Source organism: Pseudomonas sp. FSL R10-1339, from assembly GCF_009600545.1.
GTDB classification, from domain to species: Bacteria; Pseudomonadota; Gammaproteobacteria; order Pseudomonadales; family Pseudomonadaceae; genus Aquipseudomonas; species Aquipseudomonas bubulae.
Genome location: NZ_WIVQ01000001.1, coordinates 112,919 through 132,476, shown reverse-complemented (window position 1 = coordinate 132,476; position 19,558 = coordinate 112,919). Strand labels below are relative to the sequence as shown.

General features: G+C 59.4%; 23 protein-coding genes. 12 read left to right on the top strand and 11 right to left on the bottom strand.

The window, feature by feature from the left end; genetic code table 11:
* Nucleotides 1–8: 8 nt before the first annotated feature.
* Nucleotides 9–941: a MerR family transcriptional regulator gene (locus GHO03_RS00650; protein ID WP_095018231.1), complete on the top strand. Its 933-nt coding sequence runs from the start codon at nucleotides 9–11 to the stop codon at nucleotides 939–941.
* Here GHO03_RS00650 and GHO03_RS00645 read toward each other — a convergent pair whose 3' ends face one another.
* Together GHO03_RS00645 and GHO03_RS00640 are read right to left on the bottom strand one after the other, a co-directional pair.
* Nucleotides 942–1,547, bottom strand: a complete 606-nt coding sequence (locus GHO03_RS00645; protein WP_153398827.1) for a hypothetical protein — start codon at nucleotides 1,545–1,547, stop codon at nucleotides 942–944.
* Nucleotides 1,548–1,605: 58 nt separating this feature from the next.
* Nucleotides 1,606–2,073, bottom strand: coding sequence for a PAS domain-containing protein (locus GHO03_RS00640; protein ID WP_153398824.1), 468 nt, complete (start codon nucleotides 2,071–2,073; stop codon nucleotides 1,606–1,608).
* A 101-nt stretch (nucleotides 2,074–2,174) separates the two neighbouring features.
* On the opposite strand from GHO03_RS00640, the gene GHO03_RS00635 reads away from it, so the two are divergent.
* Nucleotides 2,175–2,630, top strand: a complete 456-nt coding sequence (locus tag GHO03_RS00635; protein ID WP_095001172.1) for a flavodoxin — start codon at nucleotides 2,175–2,177, stop codon at nucleotides 2,628–2,630.
* On the opposite strand, the gene GHO03_RS00630 is transcribed toward GHO03_RS00635, so the two are convergent.
* Complete coding sequence (locus GHO03_RS00630) at nucleotides 2,611–3,507, bottom strand: LysR family transcriptional regulator (protein WP_095001173.1); 897 nt, start codon at nucleotides 3,505–3,507, stop codon at nucleotides 2,611–2,613. The genes GHO03_RS00635 and GHO03_RS00630 overlap by 20 nt on opposite strands.
* Nucleotides 3,508–3,606: 99 nt before the next feature.
* Here GHO03_RS00630 and GHO03_RS00625 point away from each other — a divergent pair, with 99 nt between their 5' ends.
* The 3 genes from GHO03_RS00625 to GHO03_RS00615 all read left to right on the top strand — a co-directional run bounded on the left by GHO03_RS00625 (nucleotide 3,607) and on the right by GHO03_RS00615 (nucleotide 5,501).
* Entirely contained in the window at nucleotides 3,607–3,993 is a 387-nt protein-coding gene (locus GHO03_RS00625) for a CidA/LrgA family protein (RefSeq protein WP_095001174.1), read from the top strand.
* Nucleotides 3,983–4,669, top strand: coding sequence for an LrgB family protein (locus tag GHO03_RS00620; RefSeq protein ID WP_095001175.1), 687 nt, complete (start codon nucleotides 3,983–3,985; stop codon nucleotides 4,667–4,669). The genes GHO03_RS00625 and GHO03_RS00620 overlap by 11 nt, the downstream gene beginning before the upstream one ends.
* 457 nt (nucleotides 4,670–5,126) lie before the next feature.
* On the top strand, nucleotides 5,127–5,501 hold the full coding sequence (locus tag GHO03_RS00615) for a hypothetical protein (protein WP_095001177.1): 375 nt from the start codon (nucleotides 5,127–5,129) through the stop codon (nucleotides 5,499–5,501).
* A 12-nt stretch (nucleotides 5,502–5,513) separates the two neighbouring features.
* Here GHO03_RS00615 and GHO03_RS00610 read toward each other — a convergent pair whose 3' ends face one another.
* Nucleotides 5,514–6,308 (bottom strand): IclR family transcriptional regulator, encoded by a 795-nt coding sequence (locus GHO03_RS00610; protein ID WP_095001178.1) that lies wholly within the window; start codon nucleotides 6,306–6,308, stop codon nucleotides 5,514–5,516.
* 164 nt (nucleotides 6,309–6,472) lie between these two features.
* Here GHO03_RS00610 and hmgA point away from each other — a divergent pair, with 164 nt between their 5' ends.
* The 4 genes from hmgA (at nucleotide 6,473) to GHO03_RS00590 (ending at nucleotide 10,987) form a co-directional block, all read left to right on the top strand.
* A complete protein-coding gene (gene hmgA, locus GHO03_RS00605) occupies nucleotides 6,473–7,777 on the top strand; it encodes a homogentisate 1,2-dioxygenase (RefSeq protein ID WP_095018226.1) in 1,305 nt (434 codons plus the stop codon).
* Between the two features lie 3 nt (nucleotides 7,778–7,780).
* A complete protein-coding gene (gene fahA / locus GHO03_RS00600) occupies nucleotides 7,781–9,085 on the top strand; it encodes a fumarylacetoacetase (RefSeq protein ID WP_130871992.1) in 1,305 nt (434 codons plus the stop codon).
* A gap of 12 nt (nucleotides 9,086–9,097) precedes the next feature.
* Nucleotides 9,098–9,736 carry a maleylacetoacetate isomerase gene (gene maiA / locus GHO03_RS00595; RefSeq protein ID WP_153398819.1) on the top strand — a complete coding sequence of 213 codons (639 nt, stop codon included), beginning with the start codon at nucleotides 9,098–9,100 and terminating at the stop codon, nucleotides 9,734–9,736.
* A gap of 225 nt (nucleotides 9,737–9,961) precedes the next feature.
* Complete coding sequence (locus tag GHO03_RS00590; protein ID WP_095018259.1) at nucleotides 9,962–10,987, top strand: Glu/Leu/Phe/Val dehydrogenase dimerization domain-containing protein; 1,026 nt, start codon at nucleotides 9,962–9,964, stop codon at nucleotides 10,985–10,987.
* Here the strand turns inward: GHO03_RS00590 and GHO03_RS00585 are convergent.
* The 3 genes from GHO03_RS00585 to GHO03_RS00575 form a co-directional block, all read right to left on the bottom strand.
* Nucleotides 10,963–11,355 carry a MerR family transcriptional regulator gene (locus GHO03_RS00585; protein ID WP_095018224.1) on the bottom strand — a complete coding sequence of 131 codons (393 nt, stop codon included), beginning with the start codon at nucleotides 11,353–11,355 and terminating at the stop codon, nucleotides 10,963–10,965. The genes GHO03_RS00590 and GHO03_RS00585 overlap by 25 nt on opposite strands.
* 30 nt (nucleotides 11,356–11,385) lie before the next feature.
* A complete protein-coding gene (locus GHO03_RS00580; RefSeq protein ID WP_153398940.1) occupies nucleotides 11,386–11,961 on the bottom strand; it encodes an NAD(P)H-dependent oxidoreductase in 576 nt (191 codons plus the stop codon).
* Nucleotides 11,962–12,039: 78 nt separating this feature from the next.
* Nucleotides 12,040–12,297: a YebG family protein gene (locus GHO03_RS00575; RefSeq protein ID WP_016781842.1), complete on the bottom strand. Its 258-nt coding sequence runs from the start codon at nucleotides 12,295–12,297 to the stop codon at nucleotides 12,040–12,042.
* A gap of 269 nt (nucleotides 12,298–12,566) precedes the next feature.
* Here GHO03_RS00575 and GHO03_RS00570 point away from each other — a divergent pair, with 269 nt between their 5' ends.
* Entirely contained in the window at nucleotides 12,567–13,067 is a 501-nt protein-coding gene (locus tag GHO03_RS00570; protein WP_016781843.1) for a phosphate-starvation-inducible protein PsiE, read from the top strand.
* A gap of 74 nt (nucleotides 13,068–13,141) precedes the next feature.
* Here the strand turns inward: GHO03_RS00570 and GHO03_RS00565 are convergent, their stop codons facing one another.
* From GHO03_RS00565 to GHO03_RS00550, 4 genes are all read right to left on the bottom strand, one after another.
* On the bottom strand, nucleotides 13,142–13,570 hold the full coding sequence (locus GHO03_RS00565) for an HPF/RaiA family ribosome-associated protein (protein ID WP_095001183.1): 429 nt from the start codon (nucleotides 13,568–13,570) through the stop codon (nucleotides 13,142–13,144).
* Nucleotides 13,571–13,772: 202 nt separating this feature from the next.
* On the bottom strand, nucleotides 13,773–16,109 hold the full coding sequence (fecA, locus tag GHO03_RS00560; protein WP_153398816.1) for a TonB-dependent Fe(3+) dicitrate receptor FecA: 2,337 nt from the start codon (nucleotides 16,107–16,109) through the stop codon (nucleotides 13,773–13,775).
* 226 nt (nucleotides 16,110–16,335) lie between these two features.
* Nucleotides 16,336–17,301, bottom strand: coding sequence for a FecR family protein (locus GHO03_RS00555; protein ID WP_346769610.1), 966 nt, complete (start codon nucleotides 17,299–17,301; stop codon nucleotides 16,336–16,338).
* Nucleotides 17,298–17,786, bottom strand: a complete 489-nt coding sequence (locus GHO03_RS00550; protein ID WP_095023060.1) for a sigma-70 family RNA polymerase sigma factor — start codon at nucleotides 17,784–17,786, stop codon at nucleotides 17,298–17,300. Before GHO03_RS00550 ends, GHO03_RS00555 begins: the two co-directional genes overlap by 4 nt.
* A gap of 182 nt (nucleotides 17,787–17,968) precedes the next feature.
* Here GHO03_RS00550 and GHO03_RS00545 point away from each other — a divergent pair, with 182 nt between their 5' ends.
* Complete coding sequence (locus GHO03_RS00545) at nucleotides 17,969–18,523, top strand: RNA polymerase sigma factor (RefSeq protein ID WP_095018221.1); 555 nt, start codon at nucleotides 17,969–17,971, stop codon at nucleotides 18,521–18,523.
* Nucleotides 18,520–19,506, top strand: coding sequence for a FecR domain-containing protein (locus tag GHO03_RS00540; protein ID WP_372241692.1), 987 nt, complete (start codon nucleotides 18,520–18,522; stop codon nucleotides 19,504–19,506). The genes GHO03_RS00545 and GHO03_RS00540 overlap by 4 nt, the downstream gene beginning before the upstream one ends.
* The last annotated feature ends 52 nt before the right edge of the window (nucleotides 19,507–19,558 follow it).

The window sequence follows — 19,558 nt, the reverse complement described above, 5'->3', positions numbered from 1 at the left end:
CCCTGCCGATGCCTGTGATTACTGAACTCGAGCCCATTGCCCAGGCTGATGATTGCCAGGGTCTGTATCCGATCCGGGAAGTGGCCAGGCTGACGGGAATCAACCCGGTAACCCTGCGTGCCTGGGAGCGCCGCTATGGGTTGATCGAACCAAAACGCACCGAAAGTGGGCATCGTCTGTATTCCGTGAGCGATATTGGAACGATTCGTCAGGTCATGGGCTGGCTTGAGCGTGGGGTTTCTGTCAGCAAAGTCGCGCAATTGCTAGCAAGCAACAGTTCCGTCGATGTCCCGGCACCCGCCAGCAGTGAGTACCGCGACTGGCAAACCCGTATTGGCAGCGCCCTCACGGACTTTAACGAACCCGAATTGGAGCGTCTTTACGGGCAGATTTTCTCCAGCTACCCGATTGACGTTGTGTTTCAGGGGATTTTCCTGCCGCTGTGGCAGCAACTGCTTGGGACCCGGGATACTTTTGGCCGTACCAGTGAATGGCTGCTGCTGGACGGCTTCTTGCGCGGTCGGGTACAGCATCGCCTTCAATTGCAGGCCGCTGTTGCCCGCCCGTGCGTGCTGGTGGTGGCGATGCCTGAGTTGTGCCGCGAGCTGGAGTTGCTGGTGGCGGGCTTGCTGCTGACTCGTAATGACCGCGTGGTCAGGGTTGTGGCCATAGGTCAGCCATTGGAAGAGTTGTCACTGGTTTGCCAGAAGCTGGAGCCCCGGGCCGTTGTGCTGTTTGCCAACCATGCATTGAACACGGTCCACCAGCGCAGGCTGACACGCCTGGCACAGACCCTGAATTGCTCGGTGTCGTTGGCAGGTGAGGCCTCGGATGTGGTTCAGGAGGCTTTGGCGAACTCATCCATCGCTTGCCTGGGGAGTGTGTCACGCCTGATCAATCAACGTCTGGATGCTGAACTCAAGGCAACGCCGGGGGGTTGATCAGACGTGCAGGCCCGGGTGCGCCAGGCGGTGTTGTTGCAGGATGTACTGGCGCAGATGCTCGGTTTCGCCCTTGTCGCTCTGGCTTAGGCGGTAGGCATAAAGGCCCGTTTCCGTTTTGCGCTCCAGGGTGCCGCGCAGGTTGATCCGCTCATATCCATCGGGGCTGAACCACTGTGCAAACTGGCGTGGCGGCTGGCTGTCGTGACGCATTTCAATCAGCACGCCTTTGAATGACAGTTCGGTTACCCACAGATGACCTGCCTTGCCGCGGATATTTTCCAGCGGCACCGGCTCGGCCAGTGACAGGCGCCAGGGGCGCGCCTTTGGCCCGTCTTCGAAGATGCTCGGGGCGCCGAGTTGCAGATGCTGGGCATGGAATTCGTCTTCAACCAGGCGCAGCGGAAAACTCATTTGCTGAATGGCAATTTGTGCCTGGATGGTGACCTGTTCATGGGCGGCAAGGCGTGTCAGCAAATCGCGGATTTGCGACATCCCGTTGACCATCAGGCTCGACGAAGCATCCCGTTTATTCAACAGCGGGTTTTGGTGCATCGTTTGGATGAAATCCAGTTCGTCCTGAGTCAAAAGGGCATCGTGCGACATGGATAAAGCTCGAAAAGGTGTCTGAAAAATCGTCACAGCGACTATCAGACCGTAATTTCTACGTTTTGTTTAATCCGCTCGTCGCTTTGAGCGCCTGCAGTTCAGCCTGAGCCGAGGCCAGTCGGGCTTCGAGCTGGGCGACCCGCTGCTGGGCCTTTACCTGCAAGGTGACGTCTTTTTGCACGCCAATAAAGTATGTCAGCTTGTCGTTTTCGTTAAACACCGGCGTGATCGACAGTTCATTCCAGAAGTGCGTGCCGTCCTTGCGATAGTTGCGCAGGATCTGGCGGGTGGGCTGACCGCTGGCAATCGCCTCGCGGATCAATTGCAGGCCCTGCTGGTCACGGTCGCCAGCCTGCAAGAAGCGGCAGTCCTGATAGAGGATGTCGTCGCGGCTGTAGCCGGTGAGGGTTTCAAAGGCGTTGTTTGCATAAATCAGGATGTTGTCTTCACCTTCTTGTTCGGCCACGACAATGCCGTCCTGCGACGCGTCCACCATGCGTTGTAATAAACGGGCGTTGATCATTGAGTGGTTCTCCAGAGAGGCATACAGATGGGCGCATGGTAAGGCATCGCTGCCAGACCTGTTAATATCCCAGGCTTTTAGTCAGCTACAGGATCAGATTGATGAAAGTCGCCATCCTTTCCGGCTCGGTGTATGGCACCGCTGAAGAAGTCGCCCGCAATGCGAAACAACTGCTGACCGATGCCGGTTTTGAGGTTTTGCTCAATACCCGCGCCACTTTGGCAGATCTCCAGGCGTTTGCTCCCGAAGCGCTGCTGGCGGTGACCTCGACCACGGGCATGGGCGAGCTGCCGGACAATCTCGTGCCGCTGTACAGCGCCATCCGTGACCAGTTGCCAGGCGCCTGGCGCGGGCTGCCTGGGGCAGTGATTGCTCTGGGTGATGAAAGTTACGGTGACACGTTTTGTGGCGGTGGTGAACAAATGCGCGAACTGTTTGCCGAGCTTGGCGTGCGTGAAGTGCTGCCGATGCTGCGTTTGGACTCCAGCGTCACGGTGACTCCGGAGGAAGACTCCGAGCCGTGGATTGCAGAACTGATCAAAACACTGAAGCCGTAACCGGGCGTTCACGCAGCAGCTCAAGCCAGGCCTGGGCTGCCCGTGACAGATACGCGCCATCACGCCAGATAAACGCGATATCCCAGCGCAAGTCATCCGGTGCGAGCAGTTTGAGCCGCACCACCCCGGGGCGCACCAGCCCACGGGCGACCACACTGGGCAGCAACACTACGCCCTGGCCTGCAGCCACCAATGCCACCAGAAAATCCGCCTGGCCACTGCGCCCGCCTTCGTTGGGGGTAAAGCCTGACTGCTGGCAGGCTTTGAGCACCCGGTCGTTGAGCACAAAGCTGCGCTGGTAGAGCAAAAAGGGCGTATCAGCCAATTGCTCAAGTCTTACGCCAGGCCCCTCGGCCAGCGGATGATCGGCCGGGAGCAGAACATCCAGCGGCTCGTCACAAAACGGCTGATAAGCAAACGCGGGATTATTCGGGGTCAGGCTGCCGCCCAGCTCCAGTTCGCCGCTCAAAACGGCCTGTTCGATATTCAAGCTGCCTTCTTCGAGCAACTGCACCCGGATATTCGGGTAGCGTCGACGGTATTCGGCAAACAGCCCGGCAAACAGGGTGTTGCTGCCCAGCAGCGGCAGGCCCACCCGCAGTTCCCCCCGGGTCATCTGGCTCAAGTCGTCCAGCTCGCTCAACAACTCCCGATGCAAGCGCAGCATGCCTTCGGCCCGCTGCAACACCACATTGCCCGCTGCCGTCAGCCGCACCTGAGAACCCAGGCGGTCGAACAGCGGTGTACCGAGGCTGTGCTCGAGCTGCGCCACTTGTTTGCTCACCGCTGACTGGCTGATATGCAAGCTGTGGGAGGCGGGGGTAAAACCGCCCTGGCGGGCGACTTCGACAAAGGTGCGCAGGTGTTTGAATTCCATTGGCGTGATTCCATTTTGGAATGGCTACAAGTCTGACAATTCGTTTCCGGGATGTTAGCAGGCTCTTTAAACTGGAAACCTGTCTGAAATGGAAACAACATGAAACGCTTCGATGTAAAACGCCTGGGTCGGTTGGTCAGTGAACTGGCCGTTTTGTTGGCGCTGTATTTTCTGGGCTGCCAGCTGGCAACCTGGGGGCACTTGCCGATCCCGGGCGGGGTGGTGGGCATGGCGCTGCTGTTGCTGGCGTTTGCCCTGGGCTGGGTCAGACCGGCGACCCTGCAATTGGGGGCCGGTGTGTTGATGGCCGAAATGCTGTTGTTTTTCATCCCTGCACTCATGAGCCTGCTTGATTACGGTGTAATCGTGCGTGATGAAGGTTGGCGCATCCTGTTGGTCATTGGCGTGAGTACCTTGCTGGTGATGGTGGTGACGGCGTTTACGGTGGAAGCGGTGTGCCGCTGGAGGATGCGTCATGAAGTTTGAACTGATGCCCATGTTCTGGCTGCTGTTCACGCTGTTGACCTACGCCTTCAGCCGCTGGCTGTACCGGCGTACCGGGCGATACCTGCTGTCTCCGCTGATCCTGGTCCCGGCCTTGCTGCTAGCCGTGGCCGTGCCGTTGCACACTGCCTATGCTGAATACTCAAGCAATACCCATTGGCTGATGCTGGTTCTGGGGCCGGTAACGGTGGCCTTTGCCGTACCGATCTGGCAGCAACGCAAGTTGCTGGCCCGTCACTGGGTGGCGTTGCTGCTGGGGATGCTGGCGGGCAGCGCGGCATCCATTGGCAGTTCATTCTGGCTGGCCCGGGCGCTGGCGCTGGACACCTCATTGACCATGTCGCTGGTGCCGCGCTCCATCACCACACCGTTTGCCATGCCGCTGGCACAGGATCTGGGTGGCGTACCTGAGCTCACGGCGGTGTTTGTAATGTTCACCGGTGTGTTTGGCGCGTTGCTGGGCGGTATTTTGCTCAAGTGGTTGCCGCTGCGCAGCAGTCTGGCCCGGGGCGCCCTGTTTGGTATCGGCGCTCATGGCGCAGGGGTCAGCCGTGCCCGCGAAGTGGGCAGTGAGGAAGGCTCGGTAGCAGGCTTGGTGATGGTGCTGACCGGCATCCTTAACCTGTTTGCCGCGCCGTTGCTGGCGATGGTGTTCTAGTTCTTAAACCCGCCACATACCCCGTGGGAACGGGCTTGCTCGCGATTGACTCAACTCGGTCTGACTGAAAAACCGTGTCGATGCCATCGCGAGCAAGCCCGCTCCCACAGAATTTTTTGGGCAGCATAAAAAAGGCCGCTGTAAAACAGCGGCCAAGGAAGACGTTCATCAAGGAGCTACAAATCAACGTCAGGGTAAATCGGGGAGAGCAGAGTCGATGCGACTCGATGCGTGTCCGTGTTGCGAAGTCCGGCAAGCTTAAGGGCTGGCCAGCAGCGGAGTAAGCCCGGTTTGGGACAATCTGTATTACAGCTACGGCAACAGTCCTTGTGCGGTAACTATGTGCCGCACACCTGCTGTCGTCCCGGTGTTGAATGAGCCTTCACACGGACTCTCCAGGTCGACTTGAACCGTGCACGACGCCGGATGGGCCTGGAGCACTGACAGGAGGTTCACCATGACCCGTAATGAAAAACCCGCATCGCCGATCAACAGCTTCAGCCTCAAACCCAGCGCAGAAGTGATCGAGCGCGTGCGCTCGTTTCTTGACGAGCGACTCCAGCCCCAGGGCCTGGATTGCAGAAGCATCTATCTCAATACGGTGAACAACATCGTTGACCAGACCCTGACGTACAGTCAGAGCCTGCTCGGCCTGGGTGTGGATACGCTGGAGTGGGGCGCTGTGCAGGCCCATGATGACTGGGAGTCGGGGGTGTTTTCCCGGTCCTGGACATTCGATGACAGCCTGCGAGTGGATCAACCGTCCATGGCCGACATCGAGCAGATGATGAAAGACCTGCTCGATGAGGCCAAATACGAGTGGATGGTCTAAAACAATGAGCTGTCAGGCTGGCTGATAACCCATCCGCCAACTGATGGCCTGGCTCGCGGCCAACAAGCGTTTGGCTGCGGGCCCGTTTTCATCGGCGTGGAACAGGGAGGTGGGACCAACCACTGTCAGTACGGCCGCCACCTGACCGGTCGCATTGAACACCGGGGCCGACAAGGCATCGACGCCAGGCATCAGCAAGCCATGGACGAAGTGCAGGCCGCGCTGGCGGATTTGACTGCAAAGTGCGACGTAGGCTGCAGGTGTTTGCAGCGGATGGACCTGATCAGTCTTGAACTCCAGTTCGCGCAAGTCGGCGGTTTCGCGATCCGGTAAAAAAGCGTTGAACACCAGCCCCGTGGATGAGCTCAGCAATGGCAATACCGAGCCCAGCTGGGTCACCACCGTGACCGCCCGCACCGCCGGCTCGATATGCACCACGGTCGCGCCCTGGTTACCCCACACCGCCAAAAAGCAGGTTTCGTTCAAGTCGTCGCGCAGTTCGGCCAGGGGCAGGCTGGCGACCTTGAGCACATCCATGCTGTTGAGCGCAGCCAGTCCCACACGCAACGCCTCGCGCCCCAAACCGTAATGATTGGTGGCGACATTTTGCTCGGCAAACCCGCTGGCAATCAGTGCCTGTAAATAGCGATGCACCTTGCTCGCGGGCATTTGCACGTGTTCGGCCAGGCGCGACAGCGATGTGGAGGGTGAGAGCTCGGCCAGCGCCTTGAGGATGTCAGTGCCGACCTCGGCCGAACGCACTTTTTGCTTGCCGGTGCTGTCGTTGCTGCTGCGGGGCTTTTCCATGGAAGTGTTTATATCTCGGGACGAATGGGCGTCTTTATAGCTTGACGCTTGTTACCAATCAAATTACGTTATGCGTAATTGAATTACGATAAAAATAACGCAGCGACGCGCAAATGCCTTCAGCGCAGGGCGCAGTCATCTGCCTTCTCCATGCTGGAGGCTCCATGAACGTCGATTCGCCTTTGTCAGGTCTTGGCTATCTGTCCGGGTTTGGCAACGAATTCAGCAGCGAAGCATTGCCCGGCGCCCTGCCGGTGGGTCAGAACTCCCCGCAAAAAGCCCCCTACGGTCTGTACGCCGAATTGTTTTCCGGAACTGCGTTCACCATGGTGCGCAGCGAGGCGCGGCGTACGTGGATGTACCGCATCCAGCCGTCAGCCAACCATCCGGCGTTCGTCAAACTGGAGCGGCAACTGGCTGGTGGCCCGTTGGGCCCGGTGACGCCGAATCGCTTGCGCTGGAACCCGCTGCCGATTCCTGCCGAGGCTACGGACTTTATCGACGGCCTGGTGGGCATGGTGGCCAATGGCGGGTCGGATAAACCCTCGGGCATCAGCATTTACCATTACTGCGCCAATACTTCGATGCAGCGGGTGTTTTTCAATGCCGACGGCGAAATGTTGCTGGTTCCCGAGTCGGGGCGTTTGCGCATTTGTACCGAACTGGGGCGTCTGGATCTGCAGCCTCTGGAGATCGCGGTCATTCCTCGCGGTCTCAAGTTTCGTGTCGAGTTGCTTGACCCGCAGGCCCGCGGCTATGTTGCCGAGAACCATGGTGCACCGCTGCGCCTGCCTGATCTGGGGCCGATTGGCAGTAATGGCCTGGCCAACCCTCGCGACTTTCTGACTCCGCTCGCCCACTACGAAGACGGTGCGCTCCCTACGCAACTGGTGCAAAAATTTCTTGGTGAGTTGTGGGGCTGCGAGCTGGATCATTCGCCGCTCAACGTAGTGGCCTGGCATGGCAACAACGTGCCGTACAAATACGATCTGCGCCGCTTCAACACCATCGGCACTGTCAGCTTCGATCATCCCGATCCATCGATTTTTACTGTTTTGACTTCGCCTACCAGCGTACCGGGACTGGCCAACCTCGATTTCGTGATTTTCCCGCCGCGCTGGATGGTGGCTGAAAACACTTTCCGGCCACCCTGGTTCCACCGCAACCTGATGAACGAATTCATGGGCCTGATCCAGGGCAGTTACGATGCCAAGGCCGAAGGCTTCCTGCCCGGCGGTGCATCGCTGCACAGCTGCATGAGCGCCCACGGGCCGGACGGCGAAACCTGTACCAAAGCCATTGCGGCCGAGCTGCAACCCAGCAAGATCGAAAACACCATGGCCTTTATGTTCGAAACCAGCCAGGTGTTGCGCCCCAGCCGGTTCGCCCTGGAGTGCCCGCAGCTGCAATCGAACTACGACGCTTGCTGGGCCACGCTGCCCGTGACCTTCACCCCGAACCGGAGATAACCCATGACCCAGTCCACTTTGACCCGCAGCTGGATCGCCTCCGCCAACGGCCACAGCGACTTCCCCCTGCAAAACCTGCCTATGGGCATTTTCAGCATTGATGGCTCGGCGCCACGTAGCGGGGTGGCTATTGGCGATGCCATTTTCGACCTGGAAGCCGGGCTGGCAGCGGGGCTGTTTGAAGGTCAGGCCAAGATAGCCGTAGAGGCTTCGTTGGGCGGGGCGTTGAATAGCTACTTTGCCCTGGATCGGGGCGCCCGGGTTGCCCTGCGCGAGCGTTTGCAGGAACTGCTGGGGGAGGGCAGTTCCCTGCGCGGCAAAATCGAAGCCCAGGGTTCCCGCCTGCTGCCACTGGCAGCTGATTGCCAGATGCACCTGCCGGCCAAAATCGGCGACTACACCGACTTTTATGTGGGCATTGAGCACGCCAAAAACGTCGGCAAGCTGTTCCGCCCGGACAACCCGCTGCTGCCCAACTATAAGTATGTGCCGATTGGCTATCACGGGCGCGCCTCGACCATTCGCCCGTCCGGTGCCGAAGTTCGGCGCCCTAAAGGCCAGACCTTGCCTGCCGGGCAGACCGAGCCAACCTTTGGCCCGTGCGCCCGCCTGGACTACGAACTGGAACTGGGCATCTGGGTTGGCAAAGGCAATGACATGGGCGATGCCATCCCGGTCAGCGAAGCTGCAGAGCACATTGCCGGCTTCTGCCTGCTCAATGACTGGTCGGCACGGGACATCCAGGCCTGGGAATACCAGCCGCTGGGCCCGTTTCTGTCCAAAAGCTTTATCACCAGTATCTCGCCGTGGGTGGTGAGTGCCGAGGCGCTGGAACCATTCCGTCGCGCGCAACCGGCCCGTCCTGAGGGTGATCCACAGCCACTGGCTTACCTGCTCGATACCAGGGATCAGGCCAATGGCGCGCTGGATATCGAACTTGAAGTGCTGCTGCTGACCGAGGCGATGCGTGAGCAGAACCTGCCAGCCCATCGTCTGGGCTTGAGCAACAGCCTGAACATGTACTGGACCGCGGCCCAACTGGTGGCTCACCACAGCGTCAACGGCTGCCAGTTGCAGTCCGGTGACCTGTTCGGTTCGGGCACCTTGTCGGGCCCGGCCCGTTCGCAACTGGGCAGCCTGCTGGAAATCACCGAGGGCGGTAAACACCCGATAGAACTGGCTTCAGGCGAAGTGCGTAAATTTCTGGAGGATGGTGACGAAATCATCCTGCGTGCCCGCTGCGCCCGTGAAGGCCATGCTTCCATCGGTTTTGGCGAGTGCCGGGGCAAGGTTGTTGCCGCGCGCTAAAAGGAGCGGGTCATGGAACTCTTCACCTATTACCGCTCAACCTCGTCTTACCGGGTGCGTATCGCGCTGGCCCTGAAAGGGCTGGATTATCAGGCGGTGCCGGTCAATCTGCTCGTACCGGCTGGCGGTGAACACCGTCAGCCGGCGTATCTGGCCATCAACCCGCAGGGCCGCGTGCCGGCCTTGCGTACCGATGAAGGCTGCGTCTTGACCCAGTCGCCAGCAATCATCGAGTACCTTGAAGAGCGCTATCCCCAGGTGGCGCTGCTGTCCGCTGACCTCGCCACCCGCGCTCATGAACGGGGGGTAGCGGCTCTGGTTGCTTGTGATATCCACCCGTTGCACAACGTCAGCGTGCTCAATCGACTGCGCCAGTTGGGGCAGGATGAGGAGCAGGTGGTGGAGTGGATCGGTCACTGGATCGGCCAAGGACTGGCAGCCATCGAGCAGTTGATCGGTGACGAAGGTTACTGCTTTGGCGCGCAGCCTGGGTTGGCGGATGTGTATTTGATCCCTCAGCTGTACGCGGCGCAGCGTTTTGGCGTGCCAATGGCGGCGTACCCGCGCATTGCCCGAGTGGCAGCGCTGGCTGAGCAAAACCCGGCCTTTATCCTGGCGCATCCGGCCAATCAGCCTGACACGCCTGCCTGACTTCACTCTGTGTGTGGGAGCGGGCTTGCTCGCGATCGAATCAACGCGGTCTTGCGTAATAACCGCATTGCCTGCATCGCGAGCAAGCCCGCTCCCACAGAACCCTATCCCGCCGGGATATGTCCGAAACCCTGAAAACCGCGCAGGCTTATTCCTGAGCTCTTCAACGAATTTTCTGGCGCCACCTATACTGGCGTTTACCCATAATCGTTCGAGGGCCTGATGATGTTTGCTCTTATGCAAAGCGCTCAGCTCGAGTCGCTGCACCTTAGTGTAGACCCCGTTACAGGCCTTAAAGCCGTGATAGCCATCCACAACACTCGTCTGGGGCCGGCGCTGGGGGGCTGTCGTTATCTTGCTTACCCCAATGACGAAAGTGCAGTCGGTGATGCCATCCGCCTGGCCCAAGACATGAGCTACAAAGCCGCGCTGGCAGGGCTGGCTGTTGGAGGGGGGCAGGCGGTGGTGGTGCGTGCGGCCCACGTTGATAGTCGCGCGGCGCTGTTTGAGGCTTTTGGTCGCTGTGTGGACCAACTGGACGGGCGCTATATCACGGCAATTGACAGCGGCACCTCCACTGCCGATATGGACTGCATTGCCCAGCACACCCGGCATGTCACCAGCACCACTGCTGCGGGGGATCCTTCGCCGCATACGGCCATGGGGGTTTTTGCCGGCATTCGCAGCACCGCATCGTCGCGATTGGGTAGCGACAACCTCGAAGGTTTGCGGGTGGCGGTGCAGGGCCTGGGCAAAGTGGGTTACGCGCTGGCCGAACAGCTGCATGCTGCGGGCGCCGAATTGCTGGTCTGCGATACCGACCCCGGCAAAGTGCGCCTGGCCATGGAACAACTGGGGGCGCACCCGATTGCCTGCGAAGCCTTGCTCAGCACACCCTGCGATATCCTTGCGCCGTGTGGTCTGGGCGGCGTATTGAACTGGCACAGCGTCGCGCAACTGCGCTGCTCGGCTGTGGCCGGGTGTGCCAATAACCAGCTGACCAATCTACAAGTGGCCGATCAGCTCGAGCGGCGGGGGATCTTGTATGCCCCGGATTACGTCATCAATTCCGGCGGGCTGATCTATATGGCCCTGACCCATGAAGGTGCCGCCCCCGAGGCCATCAACCAGCAGTTGCTGCAGATCAGTCAGCGCCTGACCGGCATCTATGCTCACGCCCAGGCCGAAAAGCGTTCACCGGCACGGGTTTCGGACGAGCTGGCTCATCAATTGTTGTACCCCAAGGACTGAACACAGGCCAGGTCCAGTTCCGGGCCTTCCATGGCAAAGCGTGTTTCAAACTCTTCCAACCCCGCATGCACCTGTTGCAACGCTTCGATCTGATTCATTACGGCGTGTTTTTTGCGGGCGATGGCGTTGCTCACGACCTCCCATGGCAGCGTCTGGCCGCGGTGTTGATCAAGGATGGCCTGCATTTCCTTGAGCTTGAAGCCCAGCTGTTGCGCGCATTTGATAAATGTCAGCAGTTCAACGCTTTGCTCGCTGTAGATGCGATAAGCGCCACGGCGTTGCGGTGCAGGTAACAGGCCGATTTCTTCGTAGTGGCGAATGCTTTTGACGGTGGTGCCCGACAATTGGGCGGCTTTGCCGATGTACATGAAAAGTCCTTTTAATCGCCGCCCGCCGAATTATCGAGTGGCGAGCTTGCGTGCCTCTAGAAGCCAGGCGTCTCTTTGATGAGGCGTGGCGTTCAGGATGGGGCCAAACGTCAGGGTGGCGGTGGGTTTTATGCCACAGAACGCCAGTGTGGTTTTGCGTATCTGATGCAACCCCGGCATGCGGTACACCCATCTGTAGTACCACGGCGGGGTGTCCATCGTCACCAGCAGGTGCGCGCTGCGGCCTTTCAGTAGCTTGTCGGGGAAAGCCTTGCCCTTGCGGTATTGAAAGGCAAAACCGGGCAGCAGGATGCGATCGAAAAAGCCTTTGAGCAATGCGGGGATTCCGCCCCACCAGATCGGGTAGACCAGCACCAGGTGTTCGGTCCAGAGGATGTTGGCCTGGGCGTGGAGCAGGTCAGGCTCCAGTGCCTGGACCTCCTGATAGCCTTCGCGCAGCACCGGGTCGAAGCGCAGGGCGCCCAGGCGCATGATGCGTACTTCATGGCTGGCATCCTTGGCGGCAGCTATGTAGCTGTCTGCCAGTGCGCTACAGAAACTGTTCGTGCCGGGGTGACCGAGAATCACCAGTACTCGCTTGCTCATCATGACGCCAACCTCAAAGGGGGCCTTTGAGGGTAGAGGCTGCCCCGTAGGGGAGAGTCAAGCGAGAACCGGGGGCGATTACTCGCTGTCGACCAGCAACTCGGACAGGGCGTCCGGCTGGCTCTTGAATGCCTTGGCAAACACATCGCGATTTTTCGCCATGTAGATACCGGCTTCTTCGACTTGCTGCTCGTTCAGGGACGGCACAGCTTTTTGCAACACTTCGGCCAGCAACTCTGCCAGTTCCAGCATTTTGTCATGACGGTCAGCTTCGGCTTTATCCATGAACAAACGCTCCAGATCTCGGCTGCTGCGGTATACCACTTCGACGGCCATTTACCACCTCATATGCCTTCACGTAAATTATCTAGCGATTACTGTATTTATATACAGCTAAAAGGATAAGCCAATCATCGGGATTTGAATAGCGGCTTTTTCACTCTAGCTGTAATTGATAGGCGCAGCGGGCGCCTGACGTGTCTAATTGCCGCCCGCCATCATCTTAAGTGAGCAGCATCAGGCTGCCACATGGCCTTTTTTCTGCATGTTAAAAGCGTCATGTGCATCGCGGATGATCCGTTCGAGTCGATTCAAGGAGCTGCATCGTGAGAGTTAACAAAGCTGAGAAGCTACGTCGCCAGGTTCATGAACTGGCCGAGTCGATGGGCAACCTGTTCGTCGAAACCTTCCATTACCTGGCATTGTTTGCCATTGGCGCGGTCACTGCCTGGGCGGCGGTGATGGAATTCCTGGGAATGGTGGAGAAGGGCAACATCACGATTGATGACATCCTGCTGCTGTTTATCTACCTCGAGCTGGGGGCAATGGTCGGGATTTATTTCAAGACCAACCACATGCCCGTACGCTTCCTGATTTATGTGGCGATCACGGCGCTGACCCGCTTGCTGATTTCCAATGTGTCCCATCACAACCCGCCAGACATGGGAGTGGTGTACCTGACCGGGGCGATCCTGTTGCTAGCCTTCGCCATTCTGGTGGTGCGCTATGCGTCTTCGCAGTTCCCGTCGGTGAAGATCGAGAACCCTCATCGCAAAACCGGTGCCGGTTCCGGCGAGCATCCGGAAGTGGAGAAGGGGGAGTTGTAAGTCGATTTTACATATGAAAAAGGGCGGGCTTACCAAGGTAAGCCCGCCCTTTTTTGTGCCTCACTGACGTTCAATCAGCTGATCTTGTCGAGTTCCTTTTCTTTCTCCAGGAACTCTTCTTCAAGCAAGTCATCAGCGGTCTGCTTTGGCTCTTTTGCCTCAAACCCTTCCGGGGCGAGGGTCACTGTACGTTTGCCACGCAGCTTGCCGAACAGGTGCTCCAGAGCGTGCTCCAGTTTTTGAGCAGCACCCTCCACAGCCTGGGTCAGTGAATCAGCGTCGTGGGATACGAGAATTGGCTGGTGTCCTTTAGGTCGAGCCTCCATTTTGCAGCGTTTGTCCTTGGGACCGGACTTGCCGCCATTTTCATCACTGAGATGGACCTCGACCCGGGTCAGATCTTCCAAATGGCGTTCGAGCGTGACTTCAACAGTAGCGGTGACCCAGTCCTGGGTGCGTTTGTCACTGTCGATGTGTTTATCGGAAAAGACGTGAGTAAGCATAGTTCTTCCCTTATATAAGCGTGCTCGTGTGAGGTCTGACGGCCTTGGGTGTACAAAGGTTCATCGTCATCGCTCAGTTACAGTGTTTGGGCCGATGAGCAAATATTTCAAGCACTATTTTCAGGAAGTCTTTCAAGTCGTGACCGGTGTCAGTCTTTGTCTGTAGGAAAAGCCCGCGTGTGCGGGCTTTAGCCAATTTAAATCAAAATGCGACAGAGGTTTGTACATAGAGCGTGCGTGGCTCGCCCACGTATTTGCCCTTGTTGTTGTCGTCAAACGAGCGGGTGTAGTACTCGTGGTTGAGGATATTTTTGACCCCCACAGCCACGTTAAGGTCGGACAGCTGGTGGCCAAAGTCATAGCCCACACGGCTGTTGAAGACCATATAGCCTGGGATCAAACCGGTGCTGCCGTCAGCGCTTTCGGCGCGGGTATTGGCGTTGTCGGCGAACTGGTTGCTCTGGAAGGTGCTGTCCAGGTTGGCTTTCCACGGCCCCTCGGTATAGCCGACGCCGATGCTACCTTTGTTTTTCGAGGAGAACGGCACACGATTGCCTTTGTTCGGCCCATCTTCGCGGATGGTCGCGTCAACATAGGCATAGGTGGCGTATACGTCGAACCCCGCCAGTACCGGGCTCAGGCCATCCAGCGCGTAGTTGACGCTGGCCTCGATGCCCTGATGACGGGTCTTGCCCCGTGCGATCACCGTGTCGGTGGTTTGGTTGCTGTCGTACTGGTTGTTGAAGTTGATCAGAAATGCGCCGATCTCCGCGCGCAGGTTGCCATTGTCGTAGCGAGTGCCAATTTCCCAGGTGCGCGCTTTTTCCGGTTTTACCTCGCCGCCGATGACCCGGTTCGGCATCTGGCTGTACTGCACGCTGCCGAAGGAGCCTTCGGTATTGGCATACAGATTCCAGCTGTCGGTCACGTGGTACATCACGTTCAGGGCTGGAAGCGGAGTGTTGTAGTCGCCCTTGTATTTGACGTTGGTCAGCAAGTTGGTTTGCTGTTGTTCAATCATTTCGTAGCGAATGCCCGGAGTGAAGGTCCATTTGCCGATGTCGATCTTGTCGTCGATAAAGAATGCATGGGCTTCGGTGGCACCACGGGTGTCGCGGTCATTGCGGCTGTTGGTGGTGGGCAGTTCATTGGCGGCAATCGGCGTGCGGTAGCGCAACTCATGGCCGGCTTCGTTGATATAACGATAACCTGCGCCCACTTCGTGGCTGCTGTTGCCCAGATCAAAGCCCTGGGCTATGCGGGTTTCGATCCCGCGCACCCAATATTCCCGCGGTGACAGCGAGAGGAAGCTGCCCTGGTCCAGATACCCGCTGCGCAGGGTCTTGGTGAAGAAGCTGTTGACGGTGAATTCACGGCGATCTTCCTGGTAGCGATAGCCAAAGTTGACCAGGGTGCGACGGCCCCAGAACTTGTCGTTGGGGCGGGTCGACTGATACGGGTCAGCCTTGTAGGCCGCGGTGCTCAGGCCGCCGGGCATATCGGCCTCGCCATCGTAGTATTGGGCCATGGCGTGCAGGCTGTTGGCTTCGTCGATCTGATAGTTGCCCTTGAGGATCAGGTCGTCGATGCGTGTGTCGCTATGCTGGCGCCAGTCGCCGCCGCGTACGCCGGAATACAGCAGGGCGCCGCCGAGGCCGTTGTCGGCGGTGCCGCCGGCCAGCAGGTTGGCGGTTTTCTTGAAGCCATCCTGGGTGGACGATGGGCTGGTTTCGGTTTGCAGGCCAACTTTTACAGTCGGTTCGTCAGGAATGGCGCGGGTCACGAAGTTGACGATACCGCCGACGTTCTGCGGGCCATACCGCACGGCACCGCCGCCACGCACTACGTCTACCGCATCCATATTGCCCATGCTGATGGGGGCAAACGACAGCTGCGGCTGACCGTAGGGGGCGAAGGGCACGGGAATGCCGTCCATCAACACGGTGGAACGGGTTGCCAGGCGTGGGTTTAACCCACGGATACCAAAGTTGAGCGCCATGTCGTGGCTGCCGGTACCGTTGTTTTCCGGGGCGTTGACGCCCGGGATGCGATTGAGCACTTCGCGGGCGCTGGTAGCGCCCTGGCGTTCAAACTCTTCGCGGCGGATCACGTCGCGGGCGCCGGGGTGTTCGAACACATCGGTTTGCGCCGCGTCGCCGAGCCAGTCACCCACCACGCTGGAAGCGCCCAGCTCAATGCTTGCCGGAGCTGTCGAGGTGGTTGCAGGTTGCAGGCTGAATGCCCCCAGGCCTTCAGCGCGGGCTTGCAGGCCAGTGCCTTCAAGCAGGGCCTGCAAGCCTTGTTCTGGATCGTAGGTGCCTTCCAGGCCCTTGCTCTGAATACCGCTGGCGGCGGCGGAGCTGAACGAAATCAGCACCCCGGCTTCGCGTCCGAATTGGTTGAGAGCGTTTTCCAGCGATGACGGTGCGATGTGGTAAGCCTTGGCGTCGGCAAATGCCATCGGCAGGACGCTGAAACTCAAACTGGCACCTAATAGCAAGCGGGCCAGGGACGTAAGACGGAAGGGCTGAGCGGGCATGAGGGATCCTGTGGGGATGAGAATCTAAGTGGCTTACCTTCTCTGTCACGCCAGATCCGAAATCGGCTCACATTTTTTGAAAATAAAATGCACACCCTTTGTGGGAGCGGGCTTGCTCGCGATTGGATCGCCGTGGTGTGACTGGCAGACCGCGTTGTTGCCATCGCGAGCAAGCCCGCTCCCACAACAAGCTCGCTGCTACAACACGTCCGTTTGCACAGAGCCGTTACACCCGCGCTTCAACCGTTACCCAATAGCGGGTAAAGCGCTTGATTCGCACTGGCAAGCTGACGGCAAGCAGGTCCAGCACGCGTTCGCTGTCGTCCACCGGGTAGGTGCCGGAGATCAGCAGGTCGGCGACTTTTGGGTCGCAGTTGAGCTGGCCCCGGCGATAGCGGCCCAGTTCGACGAGAAAATCCGCCAGGCGCATATGCGCAGCAACCAGCATGCCGTCGGTCCACGCACCGCTCCCCGCATCCAGAGGGCGCGGGGTGTTCCAGGCCTGGCGGGTGAAGCTCAGTTGCTGGTGCGGCTCAACCCACAATGCACTACCCGTATGCGCTGTTGGCATCAGCGCTACCCGGCCATCGAATACGGCGATTTCAGTATGCTCGCCAAATTGGCGCACATTCAGGCGGGCGCCCTGGGGCTGCAAGCTGCCGTGGGCGGTGAGCACCTGCAAGGGCCGCGAATCCCGGGCGGCGGTGAGCAGCATTTCGCCTTCGAGCAGGCGGATGACTCGTTGCTGGGCATCGAATTTCACATCCACCGCGCTGGCGGTGTTGAGCTGGAGCTGGCTGCCATCATGCAACTGCAGGTTGCGCCGCTGGCCCACCGGTGTGCTGAAGTCTGCCAGCAACGGGGTGACGGGCAACTGCTCGCGCAGGCCCCAGGTCAATGCCGAGCCTGCGCCTAAAAGCAGCAACAGCTTCAATGCCTGACGGCGACTGCTGCTTTTGGGCGCGTTCAGGGCCGCATGGGCCAGTGGCGACGACAAACCGCGCAAGCGCTGGTTGATGCGCTGGATATGCTCCCACGCCCGCTGGTGTTCAGGATGGGCGTGTAACCATTGCTCCCAGGCCTGCTGGCGCCTGGGACTGAGCGCACCGCCCTGCATTTCGACCAGCCAGCTGACTGCTTGCTCGGCCACCGCCGTGCCGATGTCGGGCGGTGCATTGAAGGCACCGTTCACAGGGCGAAGTAGCAACGCAGGGCTGCCTTGCTCAAATGACGTTTGACCGTGGCAATCGAGATACCCAGTTGAGCGCCGATTTCTGCGTAGCCCAGGCCATCGACCTGAGCCAGTAAAAAGGCCCGTTTGACCGGGGAAGGCAGGCCGTCGAGCAATTGATCGAGCTCCATCAGGGTTTGCAGAATGATTGCGCGTTCTTCTTCACTGGGGGCAACCTGTTCGGGCAGGTCAGCCAGGGCCTGCAGGTAGGCGCGCTCCAGATCCTGGCGGCGATAGTGATTAAACAGCACGCGCTTGGCGACCACGGTCAAAAACGCCCGGGGTTCGCCAGGGGCCGGGGTTTCGCGGGCGGTCAGCAGCCGCATGAAAGTGTCCTGGGCCAGGTCGGCGGCATTCTGCGGGCAGCCGAGCTTGCGCCGTAACCATCCCGTGAGCCAGCTGTGGTGGTCCTGATACAGAACCTCGACGGTGTTTGACTGCGACAACGACCACTCCGGCTGCGCTGAATAACGCTTTAGAGAACAAGAATTGTTCGCATTGTAGGGGTGGCTTTATGCATTGAGCAATCACCACTTATCAAGGGCGGTCGCGCAGCCCGTCATCTGCTTTTGCATATGAGAATATTTATCATTAGTATCGCTTTCCTTTTGCCTGCGCATCGATCTCCATGACCCCACCCGAACTCAAGGATGGCCCTACCAGCGAACCGCGCCAGGGACGAGCGCATTTCCTGCAGGTGTTTCTTAGCCAACGTCCGCAGATGGAAGCGCTGGTGAGCCGCCGCGTGGGCTGCCGGGCTACGGCCGCGGATCTGGTGCAGGATTTGTTTTTGCGGTTTTGGCGGCGGCCGTTGGTGCAGGTTGAAGAGCTGAGCACCTATCTGTTGCGCTGTGCGGGCAATATCGCCATCGACCATTTGCGCAGCGAAGGTACGCGCGAGCGGGTCAGCCATCACTGGCAGCCTGAACCGGACGCCAGAAGCTGCGAGCCCCAGGCCGCTCTGGAAGCCGGAAATGACTTGCGCCAGGTCGAGGCGGCATTGCGCAGCCTGCCCGAGCGCACGCGGCATATCTTTTTGCTCAACCGTATTCACGGTCGCACCTATGCCGAGATCGCCAAGGTCATGGGCGTGTCGCAAAGTGCTGTCGAAAAACACATGATGCGTGCCCTGGAGGCCTGCAAGGCCAGTCTGCGTGAGCCGCCATCAGGGACAGCATTGTGAACCGCCATTCGAGAGTTGCCGTGACAGCCGAGCAAGAGCGTGCCGCGTTGGACTGGCTCAGTGTGCTGCACGACCGGCCCGACAGTGGCGATCAGGCCACCTTCAGTCGCTGGCTGCAGGCTGACCCTGCCCATGCCGAGGCCTATGTCCAGGCGCAGGTGGTGTGGGAGCTGAGTGAAGTGGCGGCCAGTACCCTGGCTGACGAAGAGTCGCTGGCCCTTCAGCGTTATCTGTCGGCTATGGATACATCCCGGCGCGGTCGCCTGCGGCATTGGGCCGGTGGGTTGGCCATTGCTGCATGCCTGCTGCTGATGGTCGGTGTATTTGCCGGTTGGCAACCGGCGCGCTGGGTGGACGATCTGGGCGCTGACTATGTGAGCGCGCCTGGGCAAGTGCGCACTGTGCTGCTGGCCGATCAAACGCAGGTCACGCTGGATGCCGACAGCGCCATTGCGGTGAACTTCAGTGGTGGTGAACGCCATGTGCAATTGCGCCGAGGCGTGGCCTTCTTTCACGTCACCCATACCGGCGCGCCCTTTGTGGTAGATGCCGACGGCGGTGAAGCGCGGGTCCTGGGCACCGAATTTGAGGTGCGCCTGCAACCGGGCGGGGCGCAAGTCACGGTGTTGTCCGGGCGGGTAGGGGTCAAGGCTGGCAAGGATTCGGCTCAGCAGATTCTTACTGCCGATCAGCAAATTGCCTACGACGTTGGGGTTACCGATGCCGTGCATCACGTTGACAGCCAGAGCCGTCTGGGCTGGCGCTCGGGCTGGTTGAGCTATTACAAAACCCCGCTGGCTGATGTCGTGGCCGATCTCAGGCGTTATTACCCGGGGCAGATTGTGTTGCTCAACAGCCAGTTGGGTGCCAGGAAAATCAGCGGCAGTTTCCCCAGCCAGGACCCGCAAGCCGTGCTCAATTCGTTGCAGGGCGTGCTCGGATTTGAGCAGCACAGCGTGTTAGGGCTGATTGTGTTGCGTTGACGCGCCCTCCACATATCCCTGTGGGAGCGGGTTTGCTCCCTCCGTTTTCCCA